19 protein-coding genes are annotated in these 15333 nt (G+C 69.5%); 10 read left to right on the forward strand and 9 right to left on the reverse strand.

Features of this window, described 5'->3' with window-relative positions; translation table 11 throughout:
- Nucleotides 1–83 precede the first annotated feature (83 nt).
- The 7 genes from BR39_RS0112585 (at nucleotide 84) to BR39_RS0112615 (ending at nucleotide 5092) form a co-directional block, all read left to right on the forward strand.
- Nucleotides 84–602 carry a GNAT family N-acetyltransferase gene (locus BR39_RS0112585; RefSeq protein ID WP_029912139.1) on the forward strand — a complete coding sequence of 173 codons (519 nt, stop codon included), beginning with the start codon at nucleotides 84–86 and terminating at the stop codon, nucleotides 600–602.
- 50 nt (nucleotides 603–652) lie between these two features.
- On the forward strand, nucleotides 653–1228 hold the full coding sequence (locus BR39_RS0112590) for a DUF1285 domain-containing protein (RefSeq protein ID WP_029912142.1): 576 nt from the start codon (nucleotides 653–655) through the stop codon (nucleotides 1226–1228).
- A 2-nt stretch (nucleotides 1229–1230) separates the two neighbouring features.
- Nucleotides 1231–1878 (forward strand): CoA pyrophosphatase, encoded by a 648-nt coding sequence (locus BR39_RS0112595; protein ID WP_035018390.1) that lies wholly within the window; start codon nucleotides 1231–1233, stop codon nucleotides 1876–1878.
- Between the two features lie 136 nt (nucleotides 1879–2014).
- The gene (locus BR39_RS0112600; protein WP_156035749.1) at nucleotides 2015–3268 is read left to right on the forward strand and encodes a CCA tRNA nucleotidyltransferase; all 1254 of its coding nucleotides are present in this window, start codon (nucleotides 2015–2017) and stop codon (nucleotides 3266–3268) included.
- 72 nt (nucleotides 3269–3340) lie between these two features.
- Entirely contained in the window at nucleotides 3341–3529 is a 189-nt protein-coding gene (locus BR39_RS0112605; RefSeq protein WP_029912151.1) for a hypothetical protein, read from the forward strand.
- 141 nt (nucleotides 3530–3670) lie between these two features.
- Entirely contained in the window at nucleotides 3671–4375 is a 705-nt protein-coding gene (locus tag BR39_RS0112610) for a glutamine amidotransferase (protein ID WP_029912154.1), read from the forward strand.
- Nucleotides 4376–4444: 69 nt separating this feature from the next.
- The gene (locus BR39_RS0112615; RefSeq protein WP_029912157.1) at nucleotides 4445–5092 is read left to right on the forward strand and encodes a hypothetical protein; all 648 of its coding nucleotides are present in this window, start codon (nucleotides 4445–4447) and stop codon (nucleotides 5090–5092) included.
- A 4-nt stretch (nucleotides 5093–5096) separates the two neighbouring features.
- Here the strand turns inward: BR39_RS0112615 and hemF are convergent, their stop codons facing one another.
- Nucleotides 5097–5969, reverse strand: coding sequence for an oxygen-dependent coproporphyrinogen oxidase (gene hemF, locus BR39_RS0112620; protein ID WP_029912158.1), 873 nt, complete (start codon nucleotides 5967–5969; stop codon nucleotides 5097–5099).
- A gap of 55 nt (nucleotides 5970–6024) precedes the next feature.
- A complete protein-coding gene (locus tag BR39_RS0112625) occupies nucleotides 6025–6486 on the reverse strand; it encodes a tRNA (cytidine(34)-2'-O)-methyltransferase (protein ID WP_029912161.1) in 462 nt (153 codons plus the stop codon).
- 204 nt (nucleotides 6487–6690) lie between these two features.
- Here BR39_RS0112625 and petA point away from each other — a divergent pair, with 204 nt between their 5' ends.
- From petA to BR39_RS0112640, 3 genes are read left to right on the forward strand one after another with little or no spacing between them, the layout of a single operon-like run.
- Nucleotides 6691–7242 carry a ubiquinol-cytochrome c reductase iron-sulfur subunit gene (petA, locus tag BR39_RS0112630; RefSeq protein WP_029912163.1) on the forward strand — a complete coding sequence of 184 codons (552 nt, stop codon included), beginning with the start codon at nucleotides 6691–6693 and terminating at the stop codon, nucleotides 7240–7242.
- Between the two features lie 5 nt (nucleotides 7243–7247).
- On the forward strand, nucleotides 7248–8567 hold the full coding sequence (locus tag BR39_RS0112635; RefSeq protein WP_029912166.1) for a cytochrome b N-terminal domain-containing protein: 1320 nt from the start codon (nucleotides 7248–7250) through the stop codon (nucleotides 8565–8567).
- A gap of 5 nt (nucleotides 8568–8572) precedes the next feature.
- Nucleotides 8573–9427, forward strand: a complete 855-nt coding sequence (locus BR39_RS0112640) for a cytochrome c1 (protein WP_029912169.1) — start codon at nucleotides 8573–8575, stop codon at nucleotides 9425–9427.
- Nucleotides 9428–9494: 67 nt separating this feature from the next.
- Here the strand turns inward: BR39_RS0112640 and BR39_RS0112645 are convergent, their stop codons facing one another.
- The 7 genes from BR39_RS0112645 to ychF all read right to left on the reverse strand — a co-directional run bounded on the left by BR39_RS0112645 (nucleotide 9495) and on the right by ychF (nucleotide 14784).
- On the reverse strand, nucleotides 9495–10274 hold the full coding sequence (locus BR39_RS0112645) for a hypothetical protein (RefSeq protein ID WP_029912172.1): 780 nt from the start codon (nucleotides 10272–10274) through the stop codon (nucleotides 9495–9497).
- Nucleotides 10275–10327: 53 nt separating this feature from the next.
- The gene (locus BR39_RS0112650; RefSeq protein WP_029912174.1) at nucleotides 10328–10777 is read right to left on the reverse strand and encodes a hypothetical protein; all 450 of its coding nucleotides are present in this window, start codon (nucleotides 10775–10777) and stop codon (nucleotides 10328–10330) included.
- Nucleotides 10774–11460, reverse strand: a complete 687-nt coding sequence (locus BR39_RS0112655; protein WP_029912179.1) for a dienelactone hydrolase family protein — start codon at nucleotides 11458–11460, stop codon at nucleotides 10774–10776. Before BR39_RS0112655 ends, BR39_RS0112650 begins: the two co-directional genes overlap by 4 nt.
- Nucleotides 11461–12153, reverse strand: a complete 693-nt coding sequence (locus BR39_RS0112660) for a hypothetical protein (protein ID WP_029912182.1) — start codon at nucleotides 12151–12153, stop codon at nucleotides 11461–11463.
- A gap of 72 nt (nucleotides 12154–12225) precedes the next feature.
- Nucleotides 12226–12906, reverse strand: a complete 681-nt coding sequence (locus BR39_RS0112665; protein WP_029912184.1) for a dienelactone hydrolase family protein — start codon at nucleotides 12904–12906, stop codon at nucleotides 12226–12228.
- Nucleotides 12907–12919: 13 nt separating this feature from the next.
- Entirely contained in the window at nucleotides 12920–13660 is a 741-nt protein-coding gene (locus BR39_RS0112670; RefSeq protein ID WP_156035751.1) for a hypothetical protein, read from the reverse strand.
- Nucleotides 13661–13683: 23 nt separating this feature from the next.
- Nucleotides 13684–14784: a redox-regulated ATPase YchF gene (ychF, locus tag BR39_RS0112675; protein ID WP_029912190.1), complete on the reverse strand. Its 1101-nt coding sequence runs from the start codon at nucleotides 14782–14784 to the stop codon at nucleotides 13684–13686.
- Nucleotides 14785–15333: the final 549 nt, after the last annotated feature.

Genomic DNA, 15333 nt, shown 5'->3' on the forward strand with positions numbered 1-15333 from the left:
TAACGCCCCGGAAGCGGCCGTCTCGGCCGCGTCACGATCCGGGGCTATGTCCCCTTTTCGTGTTCCGGATCGTTTAAGCGCCCATGTCGTCTCCCGCCGTCGCCCCTTCGCCGCTTCCGCCCGCCATCCTCATCGAACAGCCCGAGCACGCTCGCGCCGTCGAGGTGCTGGTCGATCGCGCCTTCGGTCCGGGCCGTTTCGCCAAGTCGTCCGAGCGCCTGCGCGAGGGCAACCACAAGCTGGACGACTGCTCGTTCGTGGCCCTGGACGACGGCCGGGTGATCGGCAGCGTGCGCCTGTGGCCCGTGACCGTGGGCGGCAAGCCCGTGGCCTTCCTGGGTCCACTGGCGGTCGACGCCGACGAGCGCAAGCACGGCCTGGGCCAGGCCCTGGTCGAGGCCGCCTGCGACGCGGCCGCCAAGGCCGGCTGGGCCGCGGTGCTGCTGGTCGGCGACGCCCCCTATTTCGGCCGGGTCGGCTTCGCGGCCGAGCCCGCCGCCCAGGCGATCATGCCGGGCCCAGCGGATCAGCGGCGCGTGCTGGTCAAGGCGCTGGTCGAGGGCGGGGATCAAGGCCTGGCGGGTCCGATCCGCATCGGGTGAGCGGGAAGCCCGCGCTTGAGCCGGGCGCCGGCTTGCCCTACCTGAAACCCATGACCGTCGATCCCACCCCTTCCGGCCTCGCAGGCGTCACCGCCGCCGCCAAGGAAGCGGGCCAGCGCGGCCTGCCGCCCGTGCACCTGTGGCATCCCGAGCATTGCGGCGACATCGACATCCGCATCCGCAAGGACGGGGTCTGGTTCCACGAGGGCACGCCGATCGGGCGCGAGGCGCTGGTGCGCCTGTTCTCGACCGTGCTGCGGCTCGACCCGGACGGCTATCACCTGGTCACGCCGGTGGAGAAGCTGAAGATCCAGGTCGAGGACGCGCCCTTCATCGCCACGCGGGTGGACCAGGTGGGCGATATCTTGCGCTTCGAGACCAATGTCGGCGACGTGGTCGAGGCGGGGCCGGACAACGCCATCCGCGTCGAGACCGATCCGGCGACCGGCGAGCCCCGGCCCTATCTGCACGTGCGGCGCGGCCTGGAGGCCCTGATCGCGCGGCCGGTGTTCTACGAGCTGGCCGAGCTGGCCGCCGAGCGCGACACGCCCGACGGGCCGCGCCTGGGCGTGGCCTCGAACGGCGCCTGGTTCCCGATCGCGCCGGCCGGGGTCCATCGCGGATGACCCTGACCCGTGACGAACGGCGGGCCTGGATCACCAGCAAGCTGGACCCGATCGAGGCCTACGATCCCAGCCTGGACGCCGCGCGTTCGGACTTCGACCTCAATCCCGGCCTGCGGCCCGACAATCCCCACGCCCTGCGTCCGGCCGCCGTGCTGGTCGGGCTGGTCGAGCACGAGGAAGGCTGGACCGTGCTGCTGACCCGCCGGGCCGACACCCTGCGCAGCCATACCGGCCAGATCGCCTTTCCCGGCGGTCGCTGCGATCCCGGCGAGACGCCCTGGGAGACCGCCCTGCGCGAGGCCCGGGAGGAGATCAATCTCGACCCGAAGTTCGTGACCCTGGCGGGCCTGCTGCACGGCTACCGCACGGTGACCGGCTTCCACGTCACCCCGGTGGTGGGCTTCATCGATCCGGCCGCCACCTTCGAGCCCAGCCCCGACGAGGTGGCCGACGTGTTCGAGACGCCGTTCGCCTTCCTGATGGATCCGGGCAACCACCAGCGCCAGCACCGCGACCTGCCCGACGGCGAGCGGCGGTTCTTCTACGCCATGCCCTGGAACGAGCGATTCATCTGGGGCGCGACCGCCGGCATGCTGCGGGGGCTGTACGAGCGCCTGCACGGGCCGGAAGGAGCGCCGGACGCCTCGTAATCCACCCAGGCGGACCCGACGTAAACCACGGAAGAATCTATGGTTAAGCTTCTCAACGGGCTTGTCGGCGGGCGATAATCGTCTGAAATGCCTCGCCCCGCGTGCGGGGGCGTGTTGCGTACCGCGGGGGAGTAGCGTGAGCACCGAGACGATAGGCGTGGCGCCCTGGATGGCGCTGCCGGAGACCCAGGCCGTGATCGCCGCCCTCGAGAAGCGGGGCTTCCCCGGCTGTGCGCGCTTCGTGGGCGGCTGCGTGCGCAACACCCTGATGGGAAAGCCCATCGACGACATCGACATCGCCACCACCCTGACCCCCGACCAGGTGATCGAAGCGCTGGGCGAGGCGGGCCTGCGCTCGATCCCCACCGGCGTCGACCACGGCACCGTCACGGCCCTCTCCAACGGCCGGTCCTACGAGATCACCACCCTGCGCCGCGACGTCTCGACCGACGGCCGTCGGGCGGTGGTGTCGTTCACCCAGGACTGGGACCAGGACGCCGAGCGCCGCGACTTCCGCTTCAACGCCCTGTACGCCGACATCCACGGCCGTCTGTACGATCCCACCGGCGAGGGCGTGAACGACGCCCGCGAGGGCCGGGTGGTGTTCGTCGGCGACCCGATGACCCGCATCCGCGAGGACTATCTGCGCATCCTGCGCTTCTTCCGCTTCCACGCCTGGTACGGCCGGGGCGACGCCGACCAGAAGGCCCTGGCCGCCTGCAAGGCGCTGAAGGGCATGGTCGAGGGCCGCGCCGCCGAGCGCACCCAGAAGGAGCTCCTGAAGCTGCTGGCGGCCGAGGACCCGCGCGCGGCCCTGCGCCTGATGGCCGCCACCGGCGTGCTGCCGGCCATCCTGCCGTTCGTGAAGTCGCTGGCCCGGTTCGAGGGGCTGATGGCCATCGAGACCGAGCAGTTGTTCGAGAACGATCCCGAGCTGCGCCTGGCGGCCCTGATCCCCGACGACCCCAAGATCGCCGAGCAGATGGCCGAGCGCCTGCGGCTGTCCAACGCCCTGAAGGAGCGGCTGGTCGAGGCGGTTGGCAAGTCGCCGCGCATCGTCAGCTGGATGAGCCCGCGCGAGACCCGCCGGGCGGTCTACGCCCTGGGACTGAAGACCTTCAGCGACCGGGTCAAGCTGGCCTGGGCCGCCGCCAGCCGCTCGGCCACCACGGCCCAGTGGCGCGGCCTGCTGGCCCTGGGCGAAAGCTGGACCCCGCCGGCCTTCCCGCTGACCGGCGAGGAGATCCTCAAGGCCGGCGTGCCCAAGGGCCCGATGGTCGGCGAGGTGATGCGCGAGGTCGAGATCTGGTGGATCGACCAGGACTTCATCGAGGACAAGTTCTCGGCCATCGAACGGCTGAAGGCCGTGGCGCAGGGGATGGTGTTCTAGACGACCTCAACGACCGGTTGTTATCAGCCGGCGGCGGTTGCATGGTGGCCTCATCACAATGGGGGAGCCACCATGGTCGACTTTGTCAAACTAACGAGCGCCGTCACCAACGAGCCGGTCTTCGTCAATCCGCAGCATGTGAAGGTCGTCCTCCATGTCGCGGGTACGGATGGGACGAGGGTCATCTATGACGCCGGTCCAGACGGCGGAATTCTCGTTAAGGGAACACCCGATCAGGTCGCCGCGGCGCTTGCGATCTGAGTAACAGCAGGTCGTTCAGCGGACTTCCTGACGGCAGGTCCAACATATCAACGGCTCACTGAGCCTTGTTAGACCGTAGTTGAACTCGGCCGCGCTCAGGCGCAAATGCCGGTCAGCGCCCAAGGCGCTCCGGAGACCTCCATGAAGATCGGCCTGCTCGAGACCGGCGAACCGCCTGAACAGCTCCAGCCCGCGTTCGGGCGCTACGCGACGATGTTCCAGGACCTGCTGGGTCCCGGGCACGACTACGTCGTCTACGATGTCCAGGCCGGGGTGCTGCCCGCCGATCCGGCCGAATGCGACGCCTATGTGGTCACCGGCTCGTCGGCCGGGGTCTATGACGACCTGCCCTGGATCGAACCGCTGAAGGCCTTCCTGGTCGAGGCCAGTCGCCAGCCGCTGGTCGGGGTCTGCTTCGGTCACCAGGTGATGGCCGAGGCGTTCGGCGGCAAGGTCGTGAAGTCGGACAAGGGCTGGGGCGTGGGGCTGCACCGCTACGACGTCGCCGAGCCCCAGCCGTGGATGGACTTGGAACGCGACCTGGCCCGCGTCGCCGTCCCGGCCTCGCACCAGGACCAGGTGATCGTCATCCCGCCCACCGCCCGCGCCGTGGCCGGCAGCGCCTTTACCCCCGCCGGCGTGCTGGTCTACGACGACCGCCCGGCGATCTCGATGCAGTTCCATCCCGAGTTCGACCCGGCCTACGCCCGGGCCCTGATCGAGTCCCGGCGCGGCAGCCGCTTCACCGACGCCGAGGCCGACGCGGCGGTGGCCAGCCTGGACCAGGCCAACGACCGGGCGCGGGTGGGCGACTGGATCCAGGCTTTTCTGGCCGAGCACGCCTGATCCGGCGAGATTTCTGGCAACCTGGACCGCGGGTCGGCCGTTCCGGCTGAAACCCGGGAGACCAGGATCATGAGAGCCGCCGCCATCGTTCTCGCCGCCGGTTCGCTGATGATCGGCGGGGCGTTGCTGTCCAGCGTCAGCTTCGCCGCGCCCGAACCGCCCGCCGCCGCGCCGCCCGAGACGCTCAAGAACGTCGCCGACTTCACCTCGATCCAGGACCCGGCCGCCCGCTCGCTGGCCCTGTTCGCCGAGGTCGGCAAGGTGATCGAGAGCCCGCGCTGCATGAACTGCCACCCGGTCCAGCGCGCCCCGACCCAGGGCGACGACCGCCACCCGCATAATCCGCCGATGGTGGGCGGCCAGGCCGGCCATGGGCCCGCCGGCTTGCCCTGTTCGTCGTGCCACGGCCCCGCCAACGTCGCGACCTGGGGACAGGACATCAAGTCGATCCCCGGCGACCCGAAATGGGCTTTGGCCCCGGTCGAGATGGCCTGGCAGGGCAAGTCGCTGGGCGCGATCTGCGCCCAGATCAAGAACCCGGCCCGCAACGGCGGCCGCTCGCTGGCCGAGCTGCATCATCACATGGCCGAGGACCACCTGGTCGGCTGGGCCTGGAATCCGGGCGAGGGCCGCAAGCCGGCGCCGGGAACCCAGGCGCAGTTCGGTCAGCTGGTGCAGGCCTGGATCGACACCGGGGCCAAGTGCCCCAAGGCCTGACCCCTTAAGGCCATTTCACCTCGGGCGGCATCGAGCTGAGGATCGACTCGACGTTGCCGCCGGTCTTCAGGCCGAACATCGTGCCGCGGTCGTAGAGCAGGTTGAACTCCACGTAGCGGCCGCGCTGCACCAGCTGCTGCTCGCGCTCTTCCGGCGTCCAGGCCTCGCCCATCCGGCGGCGGACCAGCTCGGGATAGATCTCCAGGAACGCCTTGCCGACGTCCTGGGTGAAGGCGAAGTCCTTGGACCAGCCGCCGCTGTCGTGGTGGTCGTAGAAGATGCCGCCGACGCCGCGCGGTTCGTTGCGGTGGGGCAGGAAGAAGTACTCGTCGCACCAGGCCTTGTACTTGGCGTACCAGGTCGGGTCGTGGGCGTCGCAGGCGCGCTGGTAGGCGGCGTGGAAGTCGATCGCGTCGGGGAAGTCCTGCTGGCGCTGGTACCCCAGCAGGGGCGTCAGGTCGCCGCCGCCGCCGAACCAGCTCTTCGTCGTGGCGATGAAGCGGGTGTTCATGTGCACGGCCGGCACGCGCGGGCTGCGCATGTGGGCGATCAGGCTGACGCCGGTGGCGAAGAAGCGGGGGTCCTCGGCCGCGCCGGGGACGGTCTTGGCCATCTCGGGGGTGAAGGTCCCGTGGACGGTCGAGACGTGGACGCCGACCTTCTCGAACAGGCGCCCGTGCATCATGCCCATCACGCCGCCGCCGCCGGCCTCGCGGTCCCACGGCTTGCGGACGAAGCGGCCGGGCTCGCCGGCGTAGAGCCCGGCGGGGGCCTCGTCCTCCAGCCGTTCGAATTCCGCGCAGATCTGGTCGCGCAGGCTTTCGAACCAGGCGCGGGCGGCGGCTTTCTTCTCGTCGAGGGTCAGGGCGTCGGTCATGTCAGCCGATTAGGCCTTCGCCGCGCCGCGCGCAAATACGCAGCAGCGCGTAGCCCTAGACCGTCGGGAAGCCATCGGTCTGCCGCAGGGCCTCGCCCAGGGCCATGGCCGCCGTCGTGGCGAGGTTCATCGAGCGGGCTTCGGGGCGCAGGGGGATCGTCAGGCGCGAGAAGGCGGCCTCGTGAACCTCAGGTGGCGCTCCGCGACTCTCGTTGCCGAACAACAGGGTGTCGCCCGCCTGGAAATCGAACTTGTGGAAGGGGGCCGTCGACTTGGTGGTGAACAGCAGCAGCCGGCCCTCGCGACGTTCCGGCGCGGCGAGAAATGCATTCCAAGAGGCGTGGCGGATCATGTGCGTCAACGGACCGTAATCCAGGGCCGCGCGTTTCAAGCTCTTGTCGTCCAAGGGGAAACTACAGGGCTCGATGACGTCCAGACCCACCCCGAGGCAGGCGCCCAAACGGATCGCGGCGCCCACGTTCTGAGGAATGCCGGGTTGAAAAAGCGCGAGCCGCATTCTAAGCGAACCAACCATAGAGCCAGCAGGGGCATTTGCTGCGAATCGAAAGGGCTTGCGGACTTCGTCCGCGCGTCCGATAGGACGATCCGCTTTTGCCTGTTGTGGCGAAGACCCGTTCGCGGGTCCAGACAGTATGCGCCGACAGGCGTTTCTCCAGGCCGGGCCGTCTAGGCGGCGCGGCGGCATCGAAGGGTGACTTGGGTGGCCGACACCGCCGTGGGCGCAAAAACTGATCCGGCGCATGGGGAAGACCCCAGCCGTCGGGATTTCATCTACATCGCATCGATGACGGCCGCCGCCGGCGGCGCGGTCGCGTTGGCGTGGCCGTTCATCGACCAGATGAACCCCTCCGCCGATACGCGGGCCCTGGCGTCGATCGAGTTCGACGTGACCAAGGTCGGCGAAGGCCAGCAGGTCGTCGTCAAATGGCGCGGCAAGCCGCTCTTCGTGCGCAACCGCACCAAGGCCGAGATCGCCAAGGCGGTCGCGGACGACGGCGCGTCGATGAAGGATCCGCAGAAGGACGCCGATCGCGTGAAGCCGGGCAAGGCCCAGTGGCTGATCGTCGGCGGCAACTGCACCCACCTCGGCTGCGTCCCGACCTTCGGCGGCGGCGAGTACGGCGGCTGGTTCTGCCCGTGCCACGGCTCGGTCTACGACACCTCGGGTCGTATTCGTAAGGGGCCGGCTCCGAAGAACCTGATCGTTCCGGAGTACGCCTTCCTGTCCGACACCAAGGTCAAGATCGGTTAAGCGAGATGAGCGGACATTCGACCTACGAACCCAAGACCGGTTTCGAGCGCTGGCTCGACGCCCGTCTGCCGATCGTGCGCCTGGGCTACGACAGCTTCGTCGACTACCCCACGCCGCGTAACCTGAACTACTGGTGGACCTTCGGCGGCATCCTGTCGCTGTGCCTGGCCTCGCAGCTGATCACCGGCATCATCCTGGTGATGCACTACACCCCGAGCGCCGACCACGCCTTCGCCAGCGTCGAGCACATCATGCGCGACGTGAACTACGGCTGGCTGATCCGCTACATGCACGCCAACGGCGCGTCGATGTTCTTCATCGCCGTCTACATCCACATGCTCCGCGGCCTCTATTACGGCTCGTACAAGGCGCCGCGCGAAGTGCTGTGGCTGCTGGGCTGCGTGATCTACCTGCTGATGATGGCCACCGCCTTCATGGGCTACGTCCTGCCCTGGGGCCAGATGTCCTTCCACGGCGCGGTCGTGATCACCAACCTGTTCGGGGCCCTGCCGGTCGTGGGCGAAAGCATCACCACCTGGCTGTGGGGCGGCTTCGCCGTCGACAACCCCACCCTGAACCGCTTCTTCTCGCTGCACTACCTGCTGCCCTTCATGATCGCGGGCGTCGTGATCCTGCACATCTGGGCGCTGCACGTGGTCGGCCAGAACAACCCGACCGGCGTCGAGCCCAAGTCGAAGGCCGACACCGTGCCCTTCACCCCGTACGCGACGGTGAAGGACGGGTTCGCGATGAGCGTCTTCCTGATCCTCTTCGCCTGGTTCGTCTTCTTCATGCCCAACGCCCTGGGCCACGCCGACAACTACATCCCGGCCAACCCGCTGGTGACGCCTTCGCACATCGTTCCGGAATGGTACTTCCTGCCGTTCTACGCGATCCTGCGCGCCGTCCCGGACAAGCTGATGGGCGTGCTGGCCATGTTCGGCGCCATCGCCTGCCTGTTCGCCCTGCCGTGGCTGGACACCTCGAAGGTGCGCTCGATGCGCTACCGCCCGACCGCGAAGATCCACTTCTTCATCTTCGTCGTGGCGTGCTGCGTGCTGGGCGTCTGCGGCGCCAAGCTGCCGGACGACCAGGTCATCCCGGGCGTCACCACCTTCCAGCTGATGGCTTCGGACCTGAACAGCTTCGTCTGGCTCAGCCGCGTGGCCGCCCTGTACTACTTCGCTTTCTTCCTGGTGATCCTGCCGATGCTGGGCCTGACCGAAAAGACCCTGCCGGTGCCGGATTCCATCGCCTCTCCCGCCCTGTCGCACCCGGCCGCCGCGCCGGCCGAAGCGACCGCCGCGCCTGAAATGAAGGGCTGATCCCGATGCTGCGCAAACTCTCCGTCATCGCAGCGGTCGCGGGTTTCCTGGCGGCCGGCGTCGCCGGTCCGGCCCTGGCCGCCCACGGCGCCCTGCCGGCCAAGAAGGTCGAGTGGTCCTTCGACGGCCCGTTCGGCAAGTTCGACCAGGCCCAGCTGCAGCGCGGCTACAAGGTCTATCGGGAGGTCTGCTCGGCCTGCCACTCGATGAACCTGGTCGCGTTCCGCAACCTGGGTGACAAGGGCGGTCCGTTCTACGACAAGAAGTACCCGAACTCGAACGACAACCCGTACGTCAAGGCGATCGCCAAGGACTACGAGGTCGCCGACATCGACAACGAGACCGGCGACGCGATCAAGCGTCCGGCCACCCCGGCCGACCGCTTCCCCGCGCCGTTCCCGAACGAGGCCGCGGCCCGCGCCAGCAACGGCGGCGCCCTGCCGCCGGACATGTCGCTGCTGGCCAAGGCCCGCGAAGAGGGTCCGGACCACATCTACTCGATCGTCACCGGCTATGCGGCCCCGCCGCCCGGCCTGAAGATGGATCCGACCCAGCACTACAACAAGTACATGGCGGGCGACCTGTCCTCCTACTGGTCGGGCCCCAAGGAGCACGTCCCTCCGGGCGGCTTCATCGCCATGGCCCCGCCGATCAAGGCCGACCAGGTGACCTTCGATGACGGCACCAAGGCCACGCTCGACCAGGAAGCCAAGGACGTCGCGGCCTTCCTGATGTGGGCCGCCGAGCCCAAGCTGGAAGAGCGCAAGCAGACCGGCTTCGTGGTGCTGATCTACCTGCTGATCTTCGCGGGCCTGCTCTATGCGAGCTACCGCCAGGTCTGGAAGAACGAGTCGCACTGAGCGGCCTGTTCCAAGGCTTGAGACATCAGGGCCCGGCGGCGACGCCGGGCCCTTTTTCCATGTCCGTTCAGCGGTCGGCCGGGACGGGGGTCAGCCACAGGCGCCGGGCGCCGGGATCCAGCCGCAGGCGATAGCCGGCCAGCACCTGGACGCCGAGCGCCCCCACCACGCCGTCGGGCAAGTCGCCGGCCCGCACGGCCGGCAGGTTCTCGCGCAGGGTCCCGTCCAGCGACAGCGCCCGCAGGGTCCCGGCGGGCTTCTGGCGCGGTCCGTCGGCGGCGCCGCGAACCCGCACCCCGCCGTTGGAAGCCGTGTCCAGGGCGAAGGGGCCGGAGACGCCCTTGAGGCCGTCCGAAGCCGCCGCGAGGACCGTGGGCGCCCCGCCGACCATGGTGACCGGCAGACCGCCCTTCCGCCCCCTCGAAGCGCTTCCGGGGCGGTCCAGCCGCAGGCGGCAGGGCGAGAAGTCCAGGGTGACCGCATAGCGGTCGAGGATGTCGGCCCCGATCACCCCGGCGATCGGAGTGGAGAAGCCGACGGCGCGGTAGTCCAGGCTCTGCACCGCGATCGGCGCGGCCTCGACGGTCCGGCCGGCCAGGCGCACCGGCAGGGTCAGGGCGGTGTCGGTGAAGCCCGCGCGCTGGGCGATGTCGACGTGCAGCAGGGTGCGGGGCGCCGACAGGTCGATGACGTAGTCGCCGGCGATGCCGCCGATCGCGGCCGGGGCGACGACCGCGCCGTTCTCGAACCAGCACGCCGTCTCGCCCGCCCCCCGTGGTCCAGCCACGGCCGGAGCGGCCCGCGCCGCCAGCAGGCTCAGGATCAGCAGGGAGGCGGCGCGACGCATGGGCCGATCCTAGCCAAGGTTTCGACCGTCGGCGACCGCTCTCGGCAGCGCGATCAGGGGCCTGCCCAGCCCGCGTCGGCCGGGACCATCGCCTTGGGGAAGTTGGCCGGGTAGACCACCTGTTCAAGGCCGGTCACCTGCATTTCGCAGCGACCCGTGGCGGAGGGGCAGAACATCGTCCCCGTGGCGCTGACGGTGAGGCCTTGGAGAGACGTTAAGGTCAACGGCGTCCGGGTCTTGAAGCGCCGCCCGTAGTCCACGCCGATCATCACCTCCAAGATGTGCTCGAGCGCCTGGCGGGCCTGGCTGTCCGGCAGGGTTCGATACCGGATCGCGGCGCAGTCAGACGGATAGTTCAGCAGCGAGTCGTGCCGACCCATGGTCAGCGTCGTCCGGATCGCGAACTTGCGGCCGACATAGTCGCGCGGCGCGGCCGCCACGGCGCAGGCGTCGACCGTGGGCGCCGGAGCGACGGCGGCGGCGGCGAGGATCAGGGCGATCATGCCTCGCCCCGGCCGCCGCCCGACCGCTGGAACAGCTGCAGGGTGCGCAGCATGGCCAGGCTGGCGCTGTCGGCGTGATAGCCGTTGGGCGCCACGAAGGCGTGGCCGGCGTCGTACAGCCAGACCGGAAGGTCCGGATGGGCGGCGGAGATTTTCTCGACGTCGGCCAGCGGGATCATCTGGTCCGTGCGGCCGAAGTGCAGGATGGTCGGGACCTTGGGCTGCTCGTCGACATAGCTGGCGATGTCGCCGCCGTAGAAGCACGACACGGCCGTCAGGCCGGTGCAGCGGGCCGAGGCCAGCCAGGCCGTGGTGCCCCCGAAGCAGAAGCCCATGGCGAAGACTTTTTCACCCTTCTCCGCGAGAGCGTCGATCGCCGCCTGCACGCGGGGCAGGGCCGCCGCGCCCCAGCCGCTGGCCAGGCCCAGGGTCATCCGGGCGTCCAGGTTCGGCGGGTCGAGGTCGGCGGTCGGGAAGGGGGCGCCCGCGGCGTCCAGCAGGCTGGGCGCGATCACCTCGTAGCCCTGGTCGGCCAGGCTGTCGGACAGGGCGCGGATGTGCGGCGTCACCCCCCAGATGGCGTGCAGGATCACCAGCCCGCCCCGCCGCGCGTCGCCGGGCGGGGCGTGGTAGGCCGAGACGGGCTCGCCGTCGACCGTCGTCAGGGTGATCCGCTCGCCCATCTAGCCCTTCTTCTTGGTGGGCAGGGTGCAGGCGGCTCCGGCGCTCTTGGCCTCGTCGCAGGTCAGCGACGACTGGACCGCGGTCGAACCCGGCGCCGGGGCGTCGACGATGTAGCCACCGCCGTTCTTGCAGGCGATCTCGTAGCGCAGGATCGGCGGGTTCCCGCCCCCGCCCAGGAAGGTCCCGTCGGCCACCACGCAACCGGGCGAGGCCTTGGCGGCCAGGGGCTTGAGGCCGGCGACCGGCGCGGCGTTGCCGGGCAGGCCGCAGACCATGCCCTTGGGCCAGGACTTGCCGGCGGCCAGGGCCCCGGTGTCCAGGGCCAGGCAGTCGTTCAGCTGGGGCTTGCCGTCGGCGCCCGTGCTGATGATCCAGCCCAGGGCGTCCTTGCAGGCGATCTCGTATTCGGGCTTGCTGCTGGGGCGGGTCGACAGCGGCGCGGCGTCGATCACCTCGCACGGCGCGTGCAGGTCGCCGGCGATCTTGGCGGCGGCCCGCACCTGCATCGGATTACCCGGTTCGCGCTTCGTCAGGCGGGCGGTCGGGCGATTGATCGAGCTGTATTCGGACATGTAGTACTGCTGGGTGCCGGAAGGCGCGACGGGCTGCGGCGGGCCCGTCTGGGCGAGCGCGCCCCCAGCGAGCCCCGCCAGGGCGGCGGTCAGGACGAACAGGCGGCCGATCTTCAGCATGGGAAACCCCCGACGGATTTGACTGAGCCTTAGGTTGTATCGGCTTGGGCCGCGCCGCAAGCCCCGGCGACGCTAACCGGCGCCGTGGGCCCGGAACAGCTCCAGCGACCGCTGGCGGGCCAGCCTGGCGTCGTCGAGGTCGGAGTCGGGGCGGCCGTCGTTGTTGAAGCCGTGGCCGCTGTTCTCGTAGATGAACACGGGCACGTCCGCGTGCGCCTGACCGAGCTTGGCCTTCACGTCGTCGGCCGGGATATGGCCGTCCTTGCGGCCCAGATGGACGACGACCGGCGCGTTCAGCGGCAGCGCGGCGTTGGCGGCGATCATGCTGCCGTAATAGGCCGCCCCGGCCGCCAGGCCCTTCAGCTTGCCCGCCGCCAGCCAGACCAGAGACCCGCCCAGGCAGTAGCCGACCGCGAACACCGGCCCGCGCGGGGCCAGCTCGTCGATGCAGGCCTGGATGTCGGACAGCATGGCGTCCAGCCCCACCGCGCCGACATTGGCGACGCCGGTCTGGAAGCCCTGGAGGTCGTGCTCGGCCACGTAGCCGGGCGTCACGCGGTCGAAGATCGACGGGGCCAGGACCTCGAAGCCCAGGGCCGACCAGCGCGCCACGTCGGCGTGGACGTACTGGTCCAGGCCGAAGATCTCCTGCACCACCACGATCCCCCCCTTGCGCTCGCCCTGGGGCTGGGCGTGGGCGGCGGTGAACCGGAAGCCGTCGATGGCGGAGGTCAGGGTGACGGTGTCGGTCATGGGGTGAACTCTGCTACGGGCTGTTGAGCCGGCCGACATCGAAGGTCAGGCCGTCCGGGGTCTGCTGGAAATGGAAGGGGAAGCCCATGATGCGGATCGTGGGCTGCTTGGTGGTGTCCGCCACGGGTTGGCAGGCGCGCGGCTCGAGAGGCGAGGTCGGCGCGAGGTCGGTCCAGGGGTCCTCGTTGATCCTGTATCGCGTCCGCCAGCCGACGAAGCGCCCTTCGGAGCACAGCTCCACGCCGATGTGGGCCGTGATCGGGGGATCGAACGCCTGGGGGCGGAAGCCGACCGGGCCGACCTTGCCCATGACGCGGATCAGGCCGAGCCCGTCGAACCCGATCGCGAAGGGGGATCCGTTCGAAATCCAGATGGCGTCGAGCTTGCCGTCGCCGTCCTCGTCGCTGAGGCAGTTGAGCGTCCGGTCGGCGGCCACGCGGGTGTCGCACCAGACGGTGCGCGCGCCGCCGTCCTTGAGGGACAGCTCGGCCTTCACCAGGGGCAGGCCGGCGGGGAGGGTCCGATAGCGCAGGCCGCCCTTGATCCCGTCGTCCAGGATCGCGGTCTCGGTCGCCCGCCAGCTGATGTCCAGCGCCAGGGTGGACTTGCCGACCGGTCCGGGCGGCGCGGTCCAGACCGGCTGGCCGGTCGAGGCGACCTTGGCCACCCCCATCTGGATTGCGGCGGCGGCGGGAGGGGCCGAGGCGATCACCGCCCCCGCCGTCATGGCCGCCGCGATCCCCCCGATCCTCATCCGCCGCCCCCAGCCCGGTCCGTCTAGACGTTGAACCGGAAGTGCATCACGTCGCCGTCCTTGACGACGTAGTCCTTGCCTTCGGCCCGCATCTTGCCGGCTTCCTTGGCGCCGTTTTCGCCCCCCAGACGGACGAAGTCGTCATAGGCGATGGTCTCGGCGCGGATGTAGCCCTTCTCGAAGTCGGTGTGGATCACGCCGGCCGCCTGCGGGCCGGTGTCGCCCACGTGGATGGTCCAGGCGCGGGCCTCCTTGGGGCCGACCGTGAAATAGGTCTGCAGGCCCAGCAGGTTGTAGGCCTCGCGGATCAGACGGTTCAGGCCGGGCTCCGACAGGCCCAGCGTCTCGAGGAACTCGGCGCGCTCCTCGGCGTCCAGCAGGGCGATCTCGCTCTCGATCTGGGCCGAGATCACGACGGCCTTGGCGTTGTCCTTGGCGGCGCGTTCGGCGACCAGGTCGCTGTACTTGTTGCCCTTGTCGGCGCTGCCTTCCTCGACGTTGCAGACATAGAGGGCCGGCAGCGAGGTCAGCAGCTGCAGCATGTGCCAGGCCTTCTCGTCCTCCTTGTCCACCACGGCGGCGCGGGCCGGACGGCCCTCGCGCAGCTGGGCCAGGGCCAGGTTGATCAGGCGCAGGGTGTTGGCGGCGTCCTTGTCGCCGCCGGACTTGGCCTTCTTCTCGATGGCCGGCAGGCGCTTTTCCAGGCTCTCCAGGTCGGCCAGCATCAGCTCCATCTCGATGATCTCGAGATCGCTGAGCGGGTCGATGCGGCCCTCGACGTGGGTGATGTCGTCGTCCTCGAAGCAGCGGGCCACGAAGGCCACGGCGTCGCAGTCGCGGATGTTGGCCAGGAACTGGTTGCCCAGGCCCTCGCCCTTCGACGCGCCGCGCACCAGGCCGGCGATGTCGACGAAGGTGATCCGGGCCGGGATGATCTCCTTGGAGCCGGCGATCTTGGCCAGGGCGTCCAGGCGCGGCTCGGGCACGGCCACGTCGCCGGTGTTGGGCTCGATCGTGCAGAAGGGATAGTTCGCGGCCTGGGCGGCGGCGGTCTGCGTCAGCGCGTTGAACAGGGTGGACTTGCCGACATTGGGCAGGCCGACGATGGCGACTTTAAGGGCCATGGAACTCTCGGTGGATTTCGTTGGCGCGCGCTTAGCATGGATCGGCGGGGAAGTCCTGTTTGGTGCAAGCCGCGCCCGCGAACACTTGCCCCCTACGGACCGCTTCGCGGTCGTCTTCCCCCGCAGGGGGAAGAGCGCTGGTGCGAAGGCTCCGCCCCCTACGGGGGCGGACAGGCGGCGAAGCCGCCAGGTGGGGGCAAGGGAGTGAGCCACGGCTTTTCAGCCTCACGCCTTCGCTGTGAGTTGGAAAGGGACGCGGAGCGCCGGACACCGTCCGGAAGAAATTAGAGAATACCGTTTCGACGAAGCCCGATCGCTCCGCGCGGTCGTTGTCCGGAAGCGCGGCGGCGCTGAGCTCTGTTCGAACCTCGCCGCCTTGAAGCCTCCGACGGGCGGGCTGGAGCAACGATCCCCAGTCCCGGACCGCGAGCGTCTCACCGCCCGCCTGCTGCTCAACCGGCCCCCATCCAACGCTGTATCCGTGTTCCGAGCCCAGCCGGCACCAGATGGATGGGGTTTGATCCTTTCGGACCGCCGAAGGAGCTTCCC

The organism is Caulobacter sp. UNC358MFTsu5.1, from assembly GCF_000712075.1.
Lineage (GTDB): Bacteria > Pseudomonadota > Alphaproteobacteria > Caulobacterales > Caulobacteraceae > Caulobacter.